Origin of the sequence: Paraburkholderia sp. Clong3 (genome assembly GCF_050436485.1) — a bacterium.
GTDB classification, from domain to species: Bacteria; Pseudomonadota; Gammaproteobacteria; order Burkholderiales; family Burkholderiaceae; genus Paraburkholderia; species Paraburkholderia tuberum.
In genome coordinates this window covers 602,835-619,078 of record NZ_JBNDMH010000003.1, presented here as the reverse complement: position 1 = coordinate 619,078, position 16,244 = coordinate 602,835, and the positions used below count along the sequence as shown (strand labels likewise).

At 60.5% G+C, this 16,244-nt stretch carries 13 protein-coding genes; 8 read left to right on the top strand and 5 right to left on the bottom strand.

Annotated features, from left to right (window positions below):
* The first annotated feature begins 236 nt into the window (after positions 1-236).
* The 8 genes from OKW30_RS26265 to OKW30_RS26230 all read left to right on the top strand — a co-directional run bounded on the left by OKW30_RS26265 (position 237) and on the right by OKW30_RS26230 (position 6,833).
* Positions 237-617 carry a haloacid dehalogenase-like hydrolase gene (locus tag OKW30_RS26265; protein ID WP_429348027.1) on the top strand — a complete coding sequence of 127 codons (381 nt, stop codon included), beginning with the start codon at positions 237-239 and terminating at the stop codon, positions 615-617.
* Complete coding sequence (locus OKW30_RS26260; protein WP_429348026.1) at positions 526-1,674, top strand: UbiA family prenyltransferase; 1,149 nt, start codon at positions 526-528, stop codon at positions 1,672-1,674. The genes OKW30_RS26265 and OKW30_RS26260 overlap by 92 nt, the downstream gene beginning before the upstream one ends.
* 14 nt (positions 1,675-1,688) lie before the next feature.
* Positions 1,689-2,858, top strand: coding sequence for a hypothetical protein (locus tag OKW30_RS26255; protein ID WP_429348025.1), 1,170 nt, complete (start codon positions 1,689-1,691; stop codon positions 2,856-2,858).
* Positions 2,859-2,860: 2 nt separating this feature from the next.
* Positions 2,861-3,199 carry a small multidrug resistance protein gene (locus OKW30_RS26250; RefSeq protein ID WP_429348024.1) on the top strand — a complete coding sequence of 113 codons (339 nt, stop codon included), beginning with the start codon at positions 2,861-2,863 and terminating at the stop codon, positions 3,197-3,199.
* Positions 3,196-4,983: a ShlB/FhaC/HecB family hemolysin secretion/activation protein gene (locus tag OKW30_RS26245; RefSeq protein ID WP_429348023.1), complete on the top strand. Its 1,788-nt coding sequence runs from the start codon at positions 3,196-3,198 to the stop codon at positions 4,981-4,983. The genes OKW30_RS26250 and OKW30_RS26245 overlap by 4 nt, the downstream gene beginning before the upstream one ends.
* A 56-nt stretch (positions 4,984-5,039) precedes the next feature.
* Complete coding sequence (locus OKW30_RS26240) at positions 5,040-5,720, top strand: CsgG/HfaB family protein (protein WP_429348022.1); 681 nt, start codon at positions 5,040-5,042, stop codon at positions 5,718-5,720.
* Positions 5,721-5,788: 68 nt separating this feature from the next.
* Positions 5,789-6,157 carry a DUF4810 domain-containing protein gene (locus OKW30_RS26235; protein ID WP_429348021.1) on the top strand — a complete coding sequence of 123 codons (369 nt, stop codon included), beginning with the start codon at positions 5,789-5,791 and terminating at the stop codon, positions 6,155-6,157.
* A 10-nt stretch (positions 6,158-6,167) separates the two neighbouring features.
* The gene (locus OKW30_RS26230) at positions 6,168-6,833 is read left to right on the top strand and encodes a DUF799 domain-containing protein (RefSeq protein WP_429348020.1); all 666 of its coding nucleotides are present in this window, start codon (positions 6,168-6,170) and stop codon (positions 6,831-6,833) included.
* Positions 6,834-7,075: 242 nt separating this feature from the next.
* On the opposite strand, the gene OKW30_RS26225 is transcribed toward OKW30_RS26230, so the two are convergent.
* The 5 genes from OKW30_RS26225 to OKW30_RS26205 all read right to left on the bottom strand — a co-directional run bounded on the left by OKW30_RS26225 (position 7,076) and on the right by OKW30_RS26205 (position 15,889).
* The gene (locus OKW30_RS26225; protein WP_429348019.1) at positions 7,076-8,437 is read right to left on the bottom strand and encodes a sigma-54-dependent transcriptional regulator; all 1,362 of its coding nucleotides are present in this window, start codon (positions 8,435-8,437) and stop codon (positions 7,076-7,078) included.
* On the bottom strand, positions 8,427-10,292 hold the full coding sequence (locus OKW30_RS26220; protein ID WP_429348018.1) for a sensor histidine kinase: 1,866 nt from the start codon (positions 10,290-10,292) through the stop codon (positions 8,427-8,429). Before OKW30_RS26220 ends, OKW30_RS26225 begins: the two co-directional genes overlap by 11 nt.
* Before the next feature lie 90 nt (positions 10,293-10,382).
* Complete coding sequence (locus OKW30_RS26215; protein ID WP_311539618.1) at positions 10,383-11,708, bottom strand: 2-hydroxycarboxylate transporter family protein; 1,326 nt, start codon at positions 11,706-11,708, stop codon at positions 10,383-10,385.
* Between the two features lie 142 nt (positions 11,709-11,850).
* Entirely contained in the window at positions 11,851-14,556 is a 2,706-nt protein-coding gene (locus OKW30_RS26210) for a CoA-binding protein (RefSeq protein ID WP_187631587.1), read from the bottom strand.
* Positions 14,557-14,596: 40 nt separating this feature from the next.
* Positions 14,597-15,889 carry an ATP citrate lyase citrate-binding domain-containing protein gene (locus OKW30_RS26205; RefSeq protein WP_429348017.1) on the bottom strand — a complete coding sequence of 431 codons (1,293 nt, stop codon included), beginning with the start codon at positions 15,887-15,889 and terminating at the stop codon, positions 14,597-14,599.
* Positions 15,890-16,244: the final 355 nt, after the last annotated feature.

The window sequence follows — 16,244 nt, the reverse complement described above, 5'->3', positions numbered from 1 at the left end:
TGGTAATCAGGGAGCACGAGCACAATGAAAATCAGAAAGAGGCTGGCGCTTCTACCGCTCACAGCCTTTGTCTCTCTCGCGACTCAGGTACAGCAGGTACGGACACCAGCGGATACCGCAGCAGCGGCGCGCGCCAACGCAGAACCAGCAGGTGCACCTGTAGCGCAGTGCACAGGAACGCGAGTACGCGCGTCCGGCATGCGCTCAACTGCACCGCAGAATAGGATGGGTTGTTTGTGCAAAAGAATATCGATTTTCCGCTGATTGTAGACCTGGACGGAACGCTAACATTGACCGACACGCTGGCTGAGTCCGTCATCAAAGTCGTGAAGCAGAATCCATTGAATATCATCCGTTTGCCAATATGGCTGTTGAAAGGACGTTTGGCATTCAAGCGAGAGATTGCCGCCCGCTCCAGTATTGCAGCCGAGCACCTGCCGTATCGCAAAGCGTTAGTCGACTATCTGATTGCCGAAAAAAAGCGTGGCCGTAAGATCGTTCTCGCCACTGCCGCGCACAGTTCGATTGCGGAACGCGTGTCCGCGCATCTGGGACTCTTCGACGCGGTGCTGGCCACGGAGGGGCGACACCAACCTGAGAGGACGGACGAAGCTTGAGAAAGCGCGCCTATGCGTCGGCGAGCGGTTCGTCTACGCCGGCGACGGTCGTGCTGACCTGCCAGTATGGCTCGGTTCCCAGGCGGCCGTTCTGGCTGGCGCTTCGCCACGTCTTGCCAATCTGGTTCGCACGAATGTCCCTGTTGAGCGGGAGTTCCCAAACAGCAAAGCCGACCTTTCGCTCTGGCTGAAGGCGCTGCGCGTTCACCAGTGGCTCAAGAACCTGTTGCTTTTTGTACCCTTGCTGACGGCATTTTCCTTCTTTGATACAGGCAAGCTGGTGACGCTCGCGCTAGCATTTGTCTCGATGTCGCTGGGCGCATCAGCGACCTACATCGCGAACGATCTCTGGGATCTGGATAGCGACCGACGGCATCCCCGCAAGCGGCAGCGGCCCTTCGCGAGCGGGGCATTATCGATATCGAGCGGCATCCTGTGTGCGGTTGCGTTACTCGTCACGTCGCTCGCGCTGGCGTTATCAACATCGGCAGCGTTTGCGGTGATGCTCCTGTTCTACCTGATCTTGACCACCGCCTACAGCCTGTTTCTAAAAAGGCGCGTGATGATCGACGTCATCGCGCTCTCACTGCTGTATACGCTGCGAATCTTCGCGGGATCGGTGGCGGTAAACATCAGCACGAGTCACTGGCTACTCGCGTTTTCCGTCTTCACATTCCTGAGTCTCGCGCTCGTCAAGCGCTGCGCCGAACTGGTGTCCCTGCGCATGAGCGCCGACGCCGTCACGGTGGGGCGCGACTATCGTGTTGCGGATCTTGAAGTGCTGTGGCCGCTGGGTATCGGCTCGTCCTTCTCGGCAGTGATTGTCTTCGGCCTTTTTATCAACGCGCCGGAGACGATCGACCGGTATGCGGTACCCGGACTGCTGTGGTTTGTCGCAATCGGCCTGATCGCCCTGTTCGCGAGCCTGTGGATCAAGACCGTGCGGGGCGTAATGGATGACGACCCGTTAGTCCATCTGATCGAAGATCACGGCAGCCTCCTTACCATTCTGATCATGGTCGCCACCATGATGACGGCCCACTTTGTGCAGCTTTGACAGGTCCCTGCAAAATGAATTTGAAAAACAGAAACAGGATGCTGGCGTTCTGCCGGTTCTCGATCGTATTCGTCCTGCTGCTCGTGTGCGCAGGAAACATCACGAACAGCGTGTTGCTGAAGTTCGGATTTCGCGACGATCACAAGCTGGACGGCTATGCGCAAAGCCTCACGCTGGTCAGCATGATCGAGGGGACGGCTCCGCGGCCGTACGTCTACCGCTCCACGTTCGCCAAAGCGGCGAAGTACATGGCCGGGCAACTGAACCCCGCGCTCCAGCAGAAACTGTTCAAGTCCATCAGTCGCTATGATTCGCTGCACCATAGCTACTTCAGCGGCGTCCCGGACACGTACTGGACGCCGATGGTCGCCATCACGTACCACATCGTCTATTTCTTCGTGGTGCTGTCGATGGCGCTTGCGCTATTACTGATCTACAAGCTGGCGCGGATGCGTGGCCTGTCGTTCGGGCAGGCACTCGGGTTTCTGGCTGGCTTCAGCTTCATCTACCCACTTACGTTCCAGGCGGGCGCGTACTACTACGACTTCATCGAAATACTGGGCGCGTTCAGCGCATGTTATTTCATGCTAAAGCGCTGGATGATCCCCTGCACGCTGGCGATTGCGTTTTTCTCGTTCAACAAGGAAACGTTCTTTCTCGTGCCACTTGCGTTGTTCTTCCTGCACCAGCGGGACGTCCCGATGCGCAGCCGGTTCGGCTGGCTGGCGCTCCAGTTGGTATGCTGTTTCGTCAGCCGGCATTTCATCATGAACGGCTACGAAGCGAACAGCGGCGGTTTCATCGAGTTTCACGCGAAGGAAAACCTGCTGTTCTGGCTTAACCCGGCTTCATACGTTCGTTTCTATAACCTGGTTGCCAAGGGCATCCTGACGCCGAGCCTTCAGAATCCGCTGATCCTTGTGCCCACGATTGTGTTCTTTCGCCGTGCGTGGCAGGAGACCAGTGTGAGCGACAGACGATACTTCCTTGCCGCGTTCCTGCCGCTCCTCGTTCTGTTCGTGCTCTTCGGCTATACCGACGAGATCCGCAACCTTTCCCTTGCTTTCCCCGCGATCGTGCTCGTCGCATTGAATGGCGCGAGCCGTTTCGGGCAGATCTTCTCGAACGCAGAAAGCGATCAGGCGCACGTTGAGACGCGCGTGCGTTCCAACGTGGTGGGCTAGTCATGTCGTTGATCGCGTTGATTGCCAGCGGCATGTTGAGCGGACTGGCAAGTGTTCTGCTGCGGCTCGCCGCACTTCGGGCGGCGACACCGTCAGTAGGTGATTGGGTGCCGCTTCTGCTCCGCGTGGCCGCAATAGGCTCTTACGGAGTCGGATTTGTTCTCTATGCGCTTGCGCTTCGCAAGGCCAGTCTGGGCGTCGCCTATCCGTTGATGGTCGCCGTCTCGATCCTGGTCGTACTGGCGTTCACGGCGCTGCATGAGCAGGTGTTAAAGCCGACTCAGCTGGTCGGCGCGGTAGTGATTCTTGGTGGTGTGTGGTTAGTTACAAGGCCCGCATGACAAAGCAACAATCTCTACAGGTCAGCAGGGCGGCGCTGTCTGTCCTTCCGTTGGCGGCAGCGCTCTTTGCGCCAGGTAGTTCGACTTCACTCGCGCAGCAGGCGCCGACTCCGGCAGATACAGCCGCCGCGGCGCGCGCCAATGCCGAACAGAACCAGCAGCTCCAGCAGCAACGCGACGCGCAGCAGCGTGAGAAGACCGTCAACGCGCCTTCGGTACGCTCGACCGCGCCGAAGGCCAGCGTCTGGCCGGAACTGCCTGCTGAAACGCCATGCTTTCGCATCGAATGGTTTTTGCTCGACGTACCTGCCACGTTACCTGATGCCGTGCGCAAACAGGGTGCATCCGCGTTACCGCTCGACCGCTTCGCGTTCGCACGCGAATGGCTCGACCATTACCGGGGGCAATGCATCGGCAAGGCGGGACTCGACACGCTCACCAAGGGATTGCAGCAGGCTATTCTCGGTCGCGGCTATATCACCACACGCGTACTGTTACCCGAACAGGACCTGTCAACCGGCACGCTGAAGTTTGCACTGGTGCCGGGCGTGTTGCGCGCGATCCGCTTCGCCAACCCCGCCACGCGCGGCACATGGAAAACCGCCTTCCCGGCCCGCGAGGGTGACATGCTGAACCTGCGCGACCTCGAACAGGGACTTGAACAGATGAAGCGCGTCAGCAGTCAGGACGTGGACATGAAAATCGAGCCTACCGACGTACCGGGCGAAAGCGATGTGGTCGTGACGGTAAAGCGCGCGAAGCCCTGGACGGTGGTCGCCTCGGTGGACAACTCAGGCACGCGGGCCACCGGCAAGCTGCAAGGCAACCTGAGCCTTGGCATCGACAACCCGCTCGGGCTGAACGACATTTTCAACGTCGGTGTCAGCCAGGACCTCGAATTCGGCGACAAAGGTCTCGGTTCGCACGGCTGGAACGGCTCGTATTCGATTCCGTGGGGCTACTGGACCGGCACGCTATCGGCCTACCCGAACACGTACTACCAGCAGATCGCGGGCGCTAACGCGACTTTCGTTTCGAGCGGCAACGCGCAGACCGTTGACTTCAAACTGCAACGGGTATTGATGCGCAGCCAGAACAACGTACTTGGCGCACAGTTCCGCCTGACGAAGCGCTTCGGTGAAAGCTTCATTGAAGACACCGATATCCCGCAGCAGCGGCGCAACAACACGTTCATCGAGGCCGGCCTTACCGATCGCCACTACTTCGGCAGTTCGCAGTTCGACGGCAGCCTCGGGTACCGTCAGGGTGTGGACGGACTCGGGGCGACTCCAGACTTCTACGAGAATGGCCCGACTTACCGCTTCCGCATGGCCGTCCTCGACGCGAACCTGTCGGTGCCGTTCAGGATAGCAAGCCAGCCATTGCGTTACGTGACGAGCGTGCATGGGCAGTTCACGAACAACACGCTGAACTACATCGATGACCTGACCATCGGCAGCCGCTACACGGTGCGCGGCTTCGACGGCGAAACGATGCTCGCGGCCGAGCGCGGTTTCTTCTGGCGCAACGAGTTGCAGCTACCGGTTGGATCGACCGGACAGTCACTTTACGCAGGCATCGACTACGGGCACGTGTTCGGACCGAACGCCGCATATCTCGCCGGTACACAGCTGGCAGGTGCGGTGCTCGGTGTGCGCGGTAGTGCATCAGCAAAGGCTGGCGCGCTCGCCTATGACCTGTTCGCCGGGACGCCGATCTACAAGCCGTCAGATTTTCCCACTGCGCGCGTGACGCTCGGTTTCCAGTTGACCGCTCAATTCTGATAATCACCCTGCCGACGCTATCCGGGTTTCCGCGTTTCAACAAAGAGGAAAACAAAATGAAGTCATCGAAAACGAATGGGCTTGGAGCCGTTGCTGTTGCCGTTGTCGTGGTTCTGGGCGGATGTGCAACCGAATCGTCGCGCTCGCTGCCGGTGCCCCCCGTCGCCAGTGCGCAGAAGCCAGCAGTGGGCCAACCCATCGGCATTTCAGTCGGCAAGTTCGACAACCGGTCGAGCTATATGCGCGGCATCTTCTCGGATGGCGTTGACCGTCTCGGTGGTCAGTCCAAAACCATCCTGATCACGGCGCTCCAGCAGACTGGGCGCTTCAATGTGCTCGATCGCGACAACCTCGACGAAATCCGCCAGGAAGCAGGCTTCCTCAAAAAAGCACAATCGATCAAGGGGGCGCGCTTCGTCATCACCGGGGACGTAACGGAGTTCGGTCGCAAGGAGGTTGGCGACCGGCAGCTATTTGGCATCCTCGGCCGAGGCAAGAGTCAGGTGGCCTACGCAAAGGTCAGCCTGAACGTCGTCGACACGACGACATCGGAAGTCGTGGCTTCGAGCCAGGGAGCGGGCGAGTTCAGCCTTTCGAACCGTGAAGTCATCGGCTTTGGCGGCACCGCCGGCTACGACTCGACACTGAACGGCAAGGTGCTCGATCTGGCGATTCAGGAGGCCGTCAATCACCTGGTCGAGCAGGTCGATGCAGGCACGCTCAATGCCGCACAGTAAGTGCGCCGGACCATTGCGGCCATCCACTTTCAACCGTAGCTGCAATAAACATAACGACGCGATTCACGATGAAACATAGCCGCATGATGCGGGGAATCTGTCTGCCAGTAATGGCGACAGCCATACTCCTCACGGGATGCGCGGCGAACCGCCCCCAGCCGCTTTACCAGTGGACCGGCTACCAGCCGGCCGTGTACGACTATCTCAAGGGGGAAAAGGCTCCGCAGGAGCAGATCGATGCGCTGGAAAAGGCCCTCCAGGACATCAGCGGCAAGGGGCACACGCCGCCGCCGGGATTTCATGCGCAACTGGGCATGCTGTACGCGAGTGTCGGGAACGACACCCAGGCCATGCAGGAGTTCGAGTCCGAGAAACAGCTGTTTCCGGAGTCCTCGACCTACATGGACTTCCTGATGAAGAAACCGAAACAGCCCTGAGCGAGCCGCCATGTCCAAGATCCTTTCCTTCAAACTCTGGTTTGCGCTATCGACTGTTGCACTGCTGTCCGCGTGCGCGCAACCTGTGAAGCACGCCGACTATACGGCATTCAAGAACAGCCGGCCGCGCTCGATCCTGGTGCTGCCGCCGACCAATGAAACGGCGGACGTTCAGGCGACCAACAGCATGCTCTCGCAGATGACGATGCCGCTCGCCGAATCCGGCTACTACGTGATACCGGTGGCGGTGATGGACGAAACGTTCAAACAGAACGGCCTGACGATGGCGGCCGAGATCGAGGCGACCTCGCCCGCGAAGCTGCGCGAAATCTTCGGTGCCGACACGGCCCTGTATTCGAAGATCACACAGTACGGCACCGTGTACCACGTCGTCGACAGTGCAACAGTAGTAACGGCGTCCGCCAGGCTGGTCGATCTCAAGACCGGTGACGTGCTATGGCAGGGTAGTGCGAGCGCCAACAGCAATGAGGGCAACAACAATGCTGGCGGTGGCCTGATCGGCATGCTGGTCATGGCAGCGATCAAGCAGGTTGCGAATTCGCTGACGGACAGGGGGCACGATATTGCCGGAGTGACGAGCTATCGGCTTCTGCATGCCGGGCCGCCGAACGGGCTGCTTTACGGGCCACGGTCACCTCAATACGGCACTGATTGAACAATCCTCGATCAGCAGGGACGGGCTGTGGCGGCAGATGGCTCGTACGGTACTGGGTTGTCGACGGCACCGCATTTGTATTCCTGACGCAAAAGCCAGACGTCGCGCTTTTTCGCGAAGCGGAGACCGTGCTGGACAGCGGTATCTCCGCTGCCGCACAGGGGCATGGCTGGCAGGTGTCGACGGAACAAACCGTCACTGTCGGACAGGTCGCGTCGCGTTACGACGAGGTGGGCGCTCCCTCAAGCGTCGAGTCCTTCGCTTTGCTCGTCTGCGCCCGGAAACTTCAGTTGACGCACCTTGTGATAGAGCGTCTTTTTCGGCATTCCCAGTTCAGCGCTGGCCTCGGCGATATTCCCGTTGTGCCGCCGCAGCATATCCGCGATCAGCATGTGTTCGAAATGGGCAAGTTGCTCCGCAAGCGTTCCGGTTTTAATCCGCTGCCCGCCGGCCGGCAGCAGGCGGTCGCCATCGAGCCCAAGGACAAAGCGATCCGCGACGTTCTGTAATTCCCGCACATTGCCCGGCCACTGATGCGTCATTAGCTCCGAGACCTGGGATGCAGACACAATCGGAGCCGACAGCCCAAAACGAAGTGCGGCAGCGAGTACGAAATGCTCGAATAGCAGCGGTATGTCTTCTCGACGTTCGCGCAGAGGGGGTAAATCGATCAGCGCGACGTTCAACCGATACAGCAGGTCAGCACAGAAACGTCCGTCTGTCGCAAGTTCGACGAGATCTGCCTTCGATGCCGCCACGATCCGGCAATCGACAGCTATCGCCTCGTTCGAGCCCAGTCGCTCAATCTGGCGTTCCTGCAATACCCGCAGCATCTTGATCTGCAATGCGATCGGCATGGTTTCGATCTCGTCCAGAAAGAGCGTGCCGCCGGTGGCCCATTCGATCTTGCCGATGCGGTTCTTGATTGCACCCGTGAACGCACCGGCCTCATGACCGAATAGCTCACTCTCGAATAGCTGCTCCGGTAAGCCGCCACAGTTGAGCGCAACGAAATGACGATCGCGGCGCCCACTGAAATCGTGCAGTCCACGAGCGATCAGTTCCTTGCCCGTGCCCGTCTCGCCGGTAATCAGCACCGACACTGAGGTATCCGCCAGCCGCAGGATTTTCCGTCGAACCTCGACGATCGCGGGCGACTTGCCGAGCACAAGCGCCTCTATTCCCCGCCAGTTGTGCAGCGCCGCGCGCAAACCCTGCACTTCGAGCGTCAAACGGCGCTTCTCGACAGCGCGTGTTACACGACTCGCGATGTGGTCCGACGAAAAAGGCTTCTCGATGAAATCATAGGCGCCCGTTCGCATCGCCCCCACCGCTGTCGCGATATCCGCGTGCCCGCTGATCAGTACAACAGGGATCTGTGGATCGATCGCAAGGACACGTTCGAGCAATTTCAGACCGTCGATGCCCGGCATCCGTACATCGGACACGATCACCACCGGTGCACCCGGTGCGACCTCCGCCAGCGCCGCGGCCGCCGACTCATACGCCCGCACTGGAAAGCCAGCCAAAGCAACCGCCTGCTCGACGCCGAGACGCACGTTCTCATCGTCTTCGACCACAACAACGCTAATCTCATCGCCCATTGGCTGCCTCCTGCTCCGTCGCCACAGAGAATTCAATAGTGAATTGTGCGCCGCCGTTGGGTCGGTTTGCAGCGGAGATTCGCGCCCCAAAGCCGTCCACAAGACGCGAGGTAATCGCGAGCCCGAGACCCAGGCCGCGGCCTCGCGGCTTCGTCGTCACGAATGGTTCGAATAGATGCGCCAGAACCTCCGGCGCGATGCCCGCGCCACTGTCGCTGACGGTGAACCGCACACGGCTCGGCCGTTCGGTTCTGGAAGCTTCGATCGCGATCACGCGCTTATCCTGATCCGCGACGGCATCCAGCGCATTGCCGAGCAGGTTGACGATCACCTGCTGCAGCTGGCTCGGCTCTGCGCATATCGTCGTGCCGGCCGGGATCAGGACATCGAGTTGCACCTGCTCATCGCGAATCCGTGCTTCGTAGATCAGCACCGCATGCGCGACCGCTTCATTCAGTGACACCGCGACACGTTCGAATTCAGGCTTGCGGGCGAAGGTCTTAAGTTCGCTTGTGAGTATCGCCATGCTGTCGACGAGCCGCGAAATTCGTTCGAGGTTTCCGATGGCAGGCGCAGGCTGATTGCGTTCGAAAAACGTCCGTGCATTGTCGCAGAGCGTTTTGATGGCAACGAGCGGCTGGTTCAGTTCATGCGTCAGACCGGCCGCCATTTGTCCGAGCACCGCGAGCTTGCCCGCATGCACGACCTCTTGCTGGGAATCCCGCAGTAGCTGCTCGGTGCGTGTGCGCTCGACAATCTCCTCGCGCATCCTTTCATTGGCCTGCGTCAGTGCCGCCGTGCGCTCGCGAACCGTGATCTCCAGCCGATCATTGGCGCGGCGCAGCGCGTCCTGTGCCCTGAGTTTTTCCGCTATGGCGCGGCGGCGCTGGATCGCATAGAGGCAATACAGTCCGATGATGAGGAAGCCCCCCGTGACGAACGCAAGCGCGATTTGTTGCTGGCGCCGCGCGCTGGACACGTCGAGCAGAATCATGATCGAATCGCCGGCCTGGGGCGCGGTTCGCGACATTGCCAGATATCGCCGCTCGTGGCCTGGGCGACCCCAGTCGGGAAAGCGTGCAAACCACGCCGAAGTGTCCCAGTCACCGAGACGCCGGTGCGGCAGCGCTTCTACGCTACGGCCGGCATATTGCCGCGATGCCTGGATCTGGCGTTGCTGCTGTGCCGTTATCGGTCTAAGCGACGTGAACTTCCACGCCGGAACCGTGGAAATGACAATCACGCCGTTACTATCGATCACCATCGCCGCGACGCCCGGCACTCTCCACGCGGATTCAAGCGCGTCTACGCTGACCTTGACGGCCGTGGCCCCGATCGGCCCGCCATCCTCTCGCACCGCGCTCGCGAAATAGAGGCCAGGCATGCCGGTGTTCGTGCCGATACCGAAGAACCGGCCCGATCCATGTGCGAGCGCGTCCTGGAAATACGGCCGATAAGACACGTTGGTGCCGACGAAACTTTCTGGCCGATTCCAGTTGCTCGCGGCGACGACCAGGCCGTGCTGGTCGATCACGTCTACGGCAACGCTGCCGGCCTCGCGATTCACGGCGTCAAGATAGGTATTGACCGTCTGTAGAAGTCCGGCCGGTGGGTGGGGCATCGCACTCAACAACGCGCGCACGCTTTCCTGCCTCGCGACGATCGAAGGCATCATCTCGTAGCGTCCGAGTTCGCTCCCGAGGCTGGCAGCATACAGGTCGAGCCGGTGTGCGCCGATCTCCACAAGCGCATCGATCGAACGGTCCCACGCAAACTCGACCGCGGCGGCAGCCACACCGACGTAAAGCGCGGCGGCGGCCATCCATCCCCACAACGGAATACCGCTTATTTTCATGCCCAAGGTCGCCCCGCGGCGCTCGATTGCAGAATGACTGCCGATCCCGACGTGGGGAACGGCGTCCCGACGCTTGCCAATAGCAACTCATCATCCCATGCGCGCTAGAACGACCAACGTGACTGTGACGACAATCGCCCCGCCAATGCGGGTGGCAATCTGCGCAAACGGCATCAGTTGCATGCGGTTGGCCGCCGTGAGGATGGCGACGTCGCCGGTCCCGCCCTGCCCACTGTGACAGGCGTTCACGATCGCTGTGTCGATAGGGTACATCTTCAACATGCGCCCGACCATGAAGCCGGTCCCCATCAGTGTGGCCACCGTCGCGACGATCGTGACGATGTTCGCCAGCGTGAACGCAGCCATCAGTTTGTCCCACGGCGTCATCGCCACGCCGATCGCGAACAGCAGCGGATAGGTCACGGCCGTCGAGAAAAACTTATATACGACGAACGCGCCTTCCTGTAATGGCGGCGATACCGCCCGGGCGAGCTTGACCAGCACCGCGAGAAACAGCATGGCCACCGGCGCGGGCAGCCCGAACATGTTGCGACACATCAGCCCGAGCAGGTACAGCGTGATGGCAGTAATTCCAGCCGCCGCGATGTGGGAGACGTCGACGTGCCCGCGAATTTCTTCCTCCACCGGGTTCATCTGGTCCACCTCGCCGGCTTGCAAACGCCCCTGCCCCGTGAGATGCGGAAAGCGTTTGCCGACCATATCGAGCGCGCCCGCGAAGATGATCGCGGTGAGACTGCCAAGCATCACGGGCGGCAGCACCAGGGCGAACAATTCGCCCTGCGGCAGATGAAGGATTTCGGAATAGCCGATCGACAAAGGTATCGCGCCTTCGCCGATGCCGCCCGCCATGATGGGTACCACGACATAGAACAACGTATGGCGCGCGCCGAGCCCGAGTGCCGTGCCGACCAGCGTCCCGACGATGCCCGCCGCGACCGAGCCGAGCCCGAGCGGAACGAAGATTTTGATGAAGCCTTGAATCAGCACACGCCGGTCCATGCTCAGAATGCTGCCCACGATGATCGACGCAATAAACAGGTACAGGAAGTTGGTCGATTTCGTGAAATCCGTGGTAAGCGTGAGGATTGGCTTGGGCAATAGGTGGTAGTAGGTCAGCGCGGAAGGTATAAAGGTCGCAAAGATCGCGGCCGCGCCGATATTGCGCACGATCGGCAGGCGCTTGCCGATCTCCGCGCAGGTGAAACCGAAGAAGGCCAATACGGCGATCGCCATTGATATCTCGCCGGGCAGCTTTCCGGTGATCGCGAAACCCGCGATCAGCGCGAGCAGGATAACGTAGACCGGCAGCGGAATAATGCCGATCCGGTATTCCATCAGTTTCCACCAGCCCTCAGGCCAGAATCGGGGCTTGATTTCGGGTTGCGGCGCCGGCACCGGTACCGGCTGTGATGTGTGTGGAGTGACTGGCACGACGTGTCTCCTCGGCGTTTGAAGCCCGGTGCTGCATTCCGATAAATCAGTCGAATGCGGCCCGGTCTTCGGACTGATCAGTCGATCGTAATACAGCTTTTGGCTCTCACGCGACGAATCGCACGTTTGCCTGAGGTGTGCGAGTGTCCAGGTTGCGACCGCGATTCAAGTGGTCGTCAACCTCCGCAGCGCAGCCGATCATCCGGCCATACAGGAACACGGTAAAGGCCGCGGTCTCCAGCGCCTGACTGGAGAACTCGCCAGCCCGATGGCGCGCCCACAGCATCTTCAGCAACACCGAGGCAATCACTGCATCCACGTTGACCGCGAACACGTTGCGCGTCACGTTTTCATCGTACAACGCCTGCACCAGCGCACGGTAGTAGTCGTGAAAGACGTTGTACTCGCCGCGAGCCTCGAAGCGTTGACGCACGAACGCCTCACGGGGATCGACGTTGATGGGCTTGCCCTTGAACACCGGATGGTTGATGCAGGGCAGTGCCGTGGCTTGCTGCGCGCCGACCTCCTTGCGTTGTGTCCGCTCCTCGCCATATGCCCGTGCGAATCCGGCAGCCATCGCTTTCAGGTCGAGACCGTGCGCAGGATCACCGGGATCGGTCATCGCGACCTCCTTGAAACGCTCAAGCAGGAACGCCACTCCCTCGAAGCCATTGCCGCCATGCGCGTAGCCCGCGTGGGTGAGAAAGCCGACCATCGCTTTGTTGAGTTGGACTCGTTCCGGCGTTTCGGGACCGTCCGCCGATACCGCGCCCTTCGCGCCCTGCGCGGAGATCGCGCCCGGTCCGTTCGTGAGCAGCAGGCCCACGAGTGTCTGAAATCCAAACAGCTCAGCTTCATCCGGCTTGCCCCCAATCAACGCGGCGCACGCAACATCGGTCAGCGAGCGCTGTCCTAGCACCTCGTCCATCGCGATACCGCAGAAGCGTCCCGCTTCATGTTGTCCGGCGTCGACCGACGCGCCGATCAGCGTTCCGAACAGGCGCATCCACCATGGCAGGTTTTCGACGGTCATCCGCGATACGCGTTTGCGCATCAACGGCCCCCACGCGAGCGTCGTGGTGATTGCAGCCAGCACGGCATCGGCGTTCGGGTGTCCGTCGAGGCCCTGTAAATAGCGGATGAACACGGACTTCGCTTCTCGGTTCGCCAGACCTGCGAGCATCGCCTGGGCCTTTTCGTCGGGCGCCTCACACGTGAGCAACGCGCGCGTCTCGGCATCGGACTGCAGCAACGACAACTCGAAGTCTTCGTCGAGCGCATCACGCAGGCCGGCCACGGTGCCGAGGTCGACGAACGCTTGCGCAGCCCGTCGCGCGCGGTCCGCGCGACGAGGCCCGACAATGCTCGCCGCCGCCGCGAGGACGCTATTCGGCGCGTTGCCCGCGTCGCGCGCGGCTTGCGCCGCCGCAAGCGTCGCGTCGCCATGCAGGTTGAGTTCGGCGCCGACCGCAACACTGACGAGTTTCGCGTCGTTTGTGCCCCCCGGTTCGTGCAACAGCGCAAGGCAAAGGTTGCCCTCGAGCGAATACTGCGCGGCCTGTAGCACCGGCACGCCGTGCAGACTTGTCACCTGCGTGTCCGGGTCCATCTGCGATGCGCCCGAAGCGTCCTTCATATTCTGGCGGGGCAACACGATGCCGACCTGCTGGTTCAGCGCGGCGATCTGTGCGTCATACGGCGGCAACGCTGTGACAACCGGCAGGTCGAGCTCGGGCGGCAATGCAATTCCTATTGACGAGCGAAACCATGGCTTGAGCGCGAGACTGCCTTCTGGCGCGAAGTCCGGCCGCGCACCGTTTTCATGCATCACCGCCGTCAGAGCCGCCGGAATGTGGGCGATATTGGTTACGAGCGCGCCTTTTGCGCTGCACACCGGATCGTCCGGTGTGAACGGTCGATCGACGCCAAACTTCTCCATGAACCAGCGCTCTTTTGATGCAGCGTCGTCGTTGCCGCCGGCCAATGCTCCCGCATGGCCGACCGCGCGCGTCAGTTTCTGCTTCCAGCGGCCGACCACGCAGGCGACCACCGGCTTGCTGAAATTCGCCTCGAGTTCGTAATACCCGCCCGGCTCCGAGTACAGCACGGCCGCCTTGCTGCGCGCGTCATTGGCGAGCGCGAACGCGAACTCCGGCGCCGCGAAATGGATATAAACGTCCTTGCCGCTCGACATCAGCGTAGTCGTTCCCCAGCCGGCCATTCGCAGGTACGTCGCGATCGTTGTCGTGAAATTTCCCGAGTTCGAGAAGATCGCGATTGAGCCTTTCCTGAGTGCCTCGTCGGGGCTATCGCCGCCGAGTGCGCCGCCGATGCGCACGCGGTTCCACGCATCGGCAATGCCAAGGCTATTGCCGCCGAAGATGTCAATGCCGTTTTGCTGCCCCATCGCACGTATTTCGCGCGAATCGTGCACGGACAATTTCTCCGTGACGATGAAGATTTTCTTCAGTTCCGGATTAACGCGAATCAGTTCGGCCACACCGTCGCGCGCAGCGGATGGCGGCAAATAGATCACGCCGCAGTTGAAACGATGGCCGTCCTGCAGCCCTTCCAGCACGCTGTTGTACACGGGGATATTGCCAAGCGAAGTCTCCAGCACCTGTCCGCGGCGTCCGGGCGACGTGCCGAAAACGACGTTACCTCCCGAATACGCGTGGCCCACCGGCGTGACTTGCCGCGACTCGCCCCCGAGTATGTTCAGCACGCACACACGGTCCTCGCGGCAGGCGGCCTGCGCGAGCGAACTGATGCCGACGTAGTATTTGAAATCTCCTGCACCTTGCCTGTACATGGTCTTCCTCCAGATTGATTAATGCTCGAGTCATGTCGGCTCAGGCCTGGGCGGGCGCGCCTTGCGCACTGCTGAGCGTCGCGGAGACCAGCTCGCGGCCGCCTGCTTTCATCCACGCGTCCGCCGCCTTCGCGTACTGGATGACTTCGCTGATATCCGAATCGAACCCGAAAATGCTGTAGGGCAGGCCGAGCGCATCGCACGTATCACGCATTGCACCCATGCCGCGTACAAGATTAGGGCCGCCGCGCCCGATCACCACGTTAAGCGGCGTCGGTCCGTTCTTGCTGAAATGCTCGCGCAACGCATCGGCCATTGCGCGCAGCGTCTCGAAGATATCGGTGTTGTTCGACTTCCCGCCGATGATGAATAGCACGTTGGTCTGTTTCAGCCAGTGCTTGAAACAGATGCGAGCGACTTCCTTCATCTTTTCGTAGGGAGGATTCCCACCGAAGTCCGAGGAAATGATCGCGTCGTCGCCCAGGATCTCCGACACCAGCGAGTTGGCCCCGCCGCCAAAAGTCGGCGCGAGGATCGTGCCGCCTTCGTTGATCACGTAGACGTCGCTTTGACCCTGGTAGGTCCGCAACTGGTTGATCTCTGATTCGAAATCGGAATAGTCGACCGAGAACACGTGCGCGGGTATGTCGAGCCGCTGCCAGCGAACGTCGTCGCGATCAAAGCCGCATTTGAAATCGCACGCGACTGGCGTGAGCCGGCCATCGCGACCGGCCTGCATGCGGATCGGGTTTAGCTCTAGCGTCGTCATACCGAAGTTGTGATAGAGCTCCCACAGTTTCGGCAGGTGTTGCACCAGCGGCGAGATGATTTCCTTAGGCGCGTTCAGGCGCGACAGCGCGTTCGCGACGACGAACGCCTTCAGTCCGGTGAGCGGATCGAACGGCACGTGCACGATCATGCTCGGATCAAGTTCTTCGATGTCGACGCCGCCGTGATGCGTGAGTGTCATCGTGGGCGCCCTGAAGCGCGTCGAATCAGTGATCGAGAAATACACTTCGTGCTGCGCCGGCACTGCGCCTTCGAAGGTCACGCCATTAGCCTTGGCGGTCTGATTTCCATGCCGATGTTCGGTGAAATACAGGCGCTCCTTCTCCTTCAGTGCGGTTTTCAGGTCGCTTGCTCGCCCGATGAGTCCCGCCTTGCCCTTTTTGCCTATCCCACCCTTGAACATCGGCTTCACGAATACCGAGCCATGACGATCGATCAGGGCTTTGATCTGCTCTTCGCTTGCGTCAGGGCCGAGAACTTCGGCAGTGGGAAAACCACCGAATTTCAACAGTCTTGAGCCGTACAACATACCAGTGACTTGCATATCGTCTCCTTGTGGGTTGCTTTCTGAATGGACTGCGGGGTGGCATCGTCGGGCGTGCCGGATACAGTGACGAACAATCGACGGACGCATCTGTCCCGCCGTCCGCGGGAGGCAGTCGGTGACCAGGGCAGAGTGGGAAAAGTCGAGTTGCGGCTTAGTAGCGCCGCGCGCGTGAGCGCGGGGGGATAAATCGAATCATGGATGTCGTCTCCGCAGGTGAGTCCTATGTGGACTGCTTTAATGGCGTTGAATGCTCTATGCGTTAAACAACGCAAGGCCCGTGCCATCGATCGCCTGACGTGGAGGTCGCGTATCTTATTGATTTATATGGATTTCATCGACCTGAAAATGACTG

Coding starts and splice junctions, on each gene's coding strand:
- OKW30_RS26220 (WP_429348018.1), bottom strand. CDS start 10,292: ATGAAAATAAGCGGTATTCCGTTGTGGGGATGGATGGCCGCCGCCGCG.
- OKW30_RS26210 (WP_187631587.1), bottom strand. CDS start 14,556: ATGTACAGGCAAGGTGCAGGAGATTTCAAATACTACGTCGGCATCAGT.
- OKW30_RS26250 (WP_429348024.1), top strand. CDS start 2,861: ATGTCGTTGATCGCGTTGATTGCCAGCGGCATGTTGAGCGGACTGGCA.
- OKW30_RS26225 (WP_429348019.1), bottom strand. CDS start 8,437: ATGGGCGATGAGATTAGCGTTGTTGTGGTCGAAGACGATGAGAACGTG.
- OKW30_RS26255 (WP_429348025.1), top strand. CDS start 1,689: ATGAATTTGAAAAACAGAAACAGGATGCTGGCGTTCTGCCGGTTCTCG.
- OKW30_RS26240 (WP_429348022.1), top strand. CDS start 5,040: ATGAAGTCATCGAAAACGAATGGGCTTGGAGCCGTTGCTGTTGCCGTT.
- OKW30_RS26245 (WP_429348023.1), top strand. CDS start 3,196: ATGACAAAGCAACAATCTCTACAGGTCAGCAGGGCGGCGCTGTCTGTC.
- OKW30_RS26230 (WP_429348020.1), top strand. CDS start 6,168: ATGTCCAAGATCCTTTCCTTCAAACTCTGGTTTGCGCTATCGACTGTT.
- OKW30_RS26205 (WP_429348017.1), bottom strand. CDS start 15,889: ATGCAAGTCACTGGTATGTTGTACGGCTCAAGACTGTTGAAATTCGGT.
- OKW30_RS26235 (WP_429348021.1), top strand. CDS start 5,789: ATGAAACATAGCCGCATGATGCGGGGAATCTGTCTGCCAGTAATGGCG.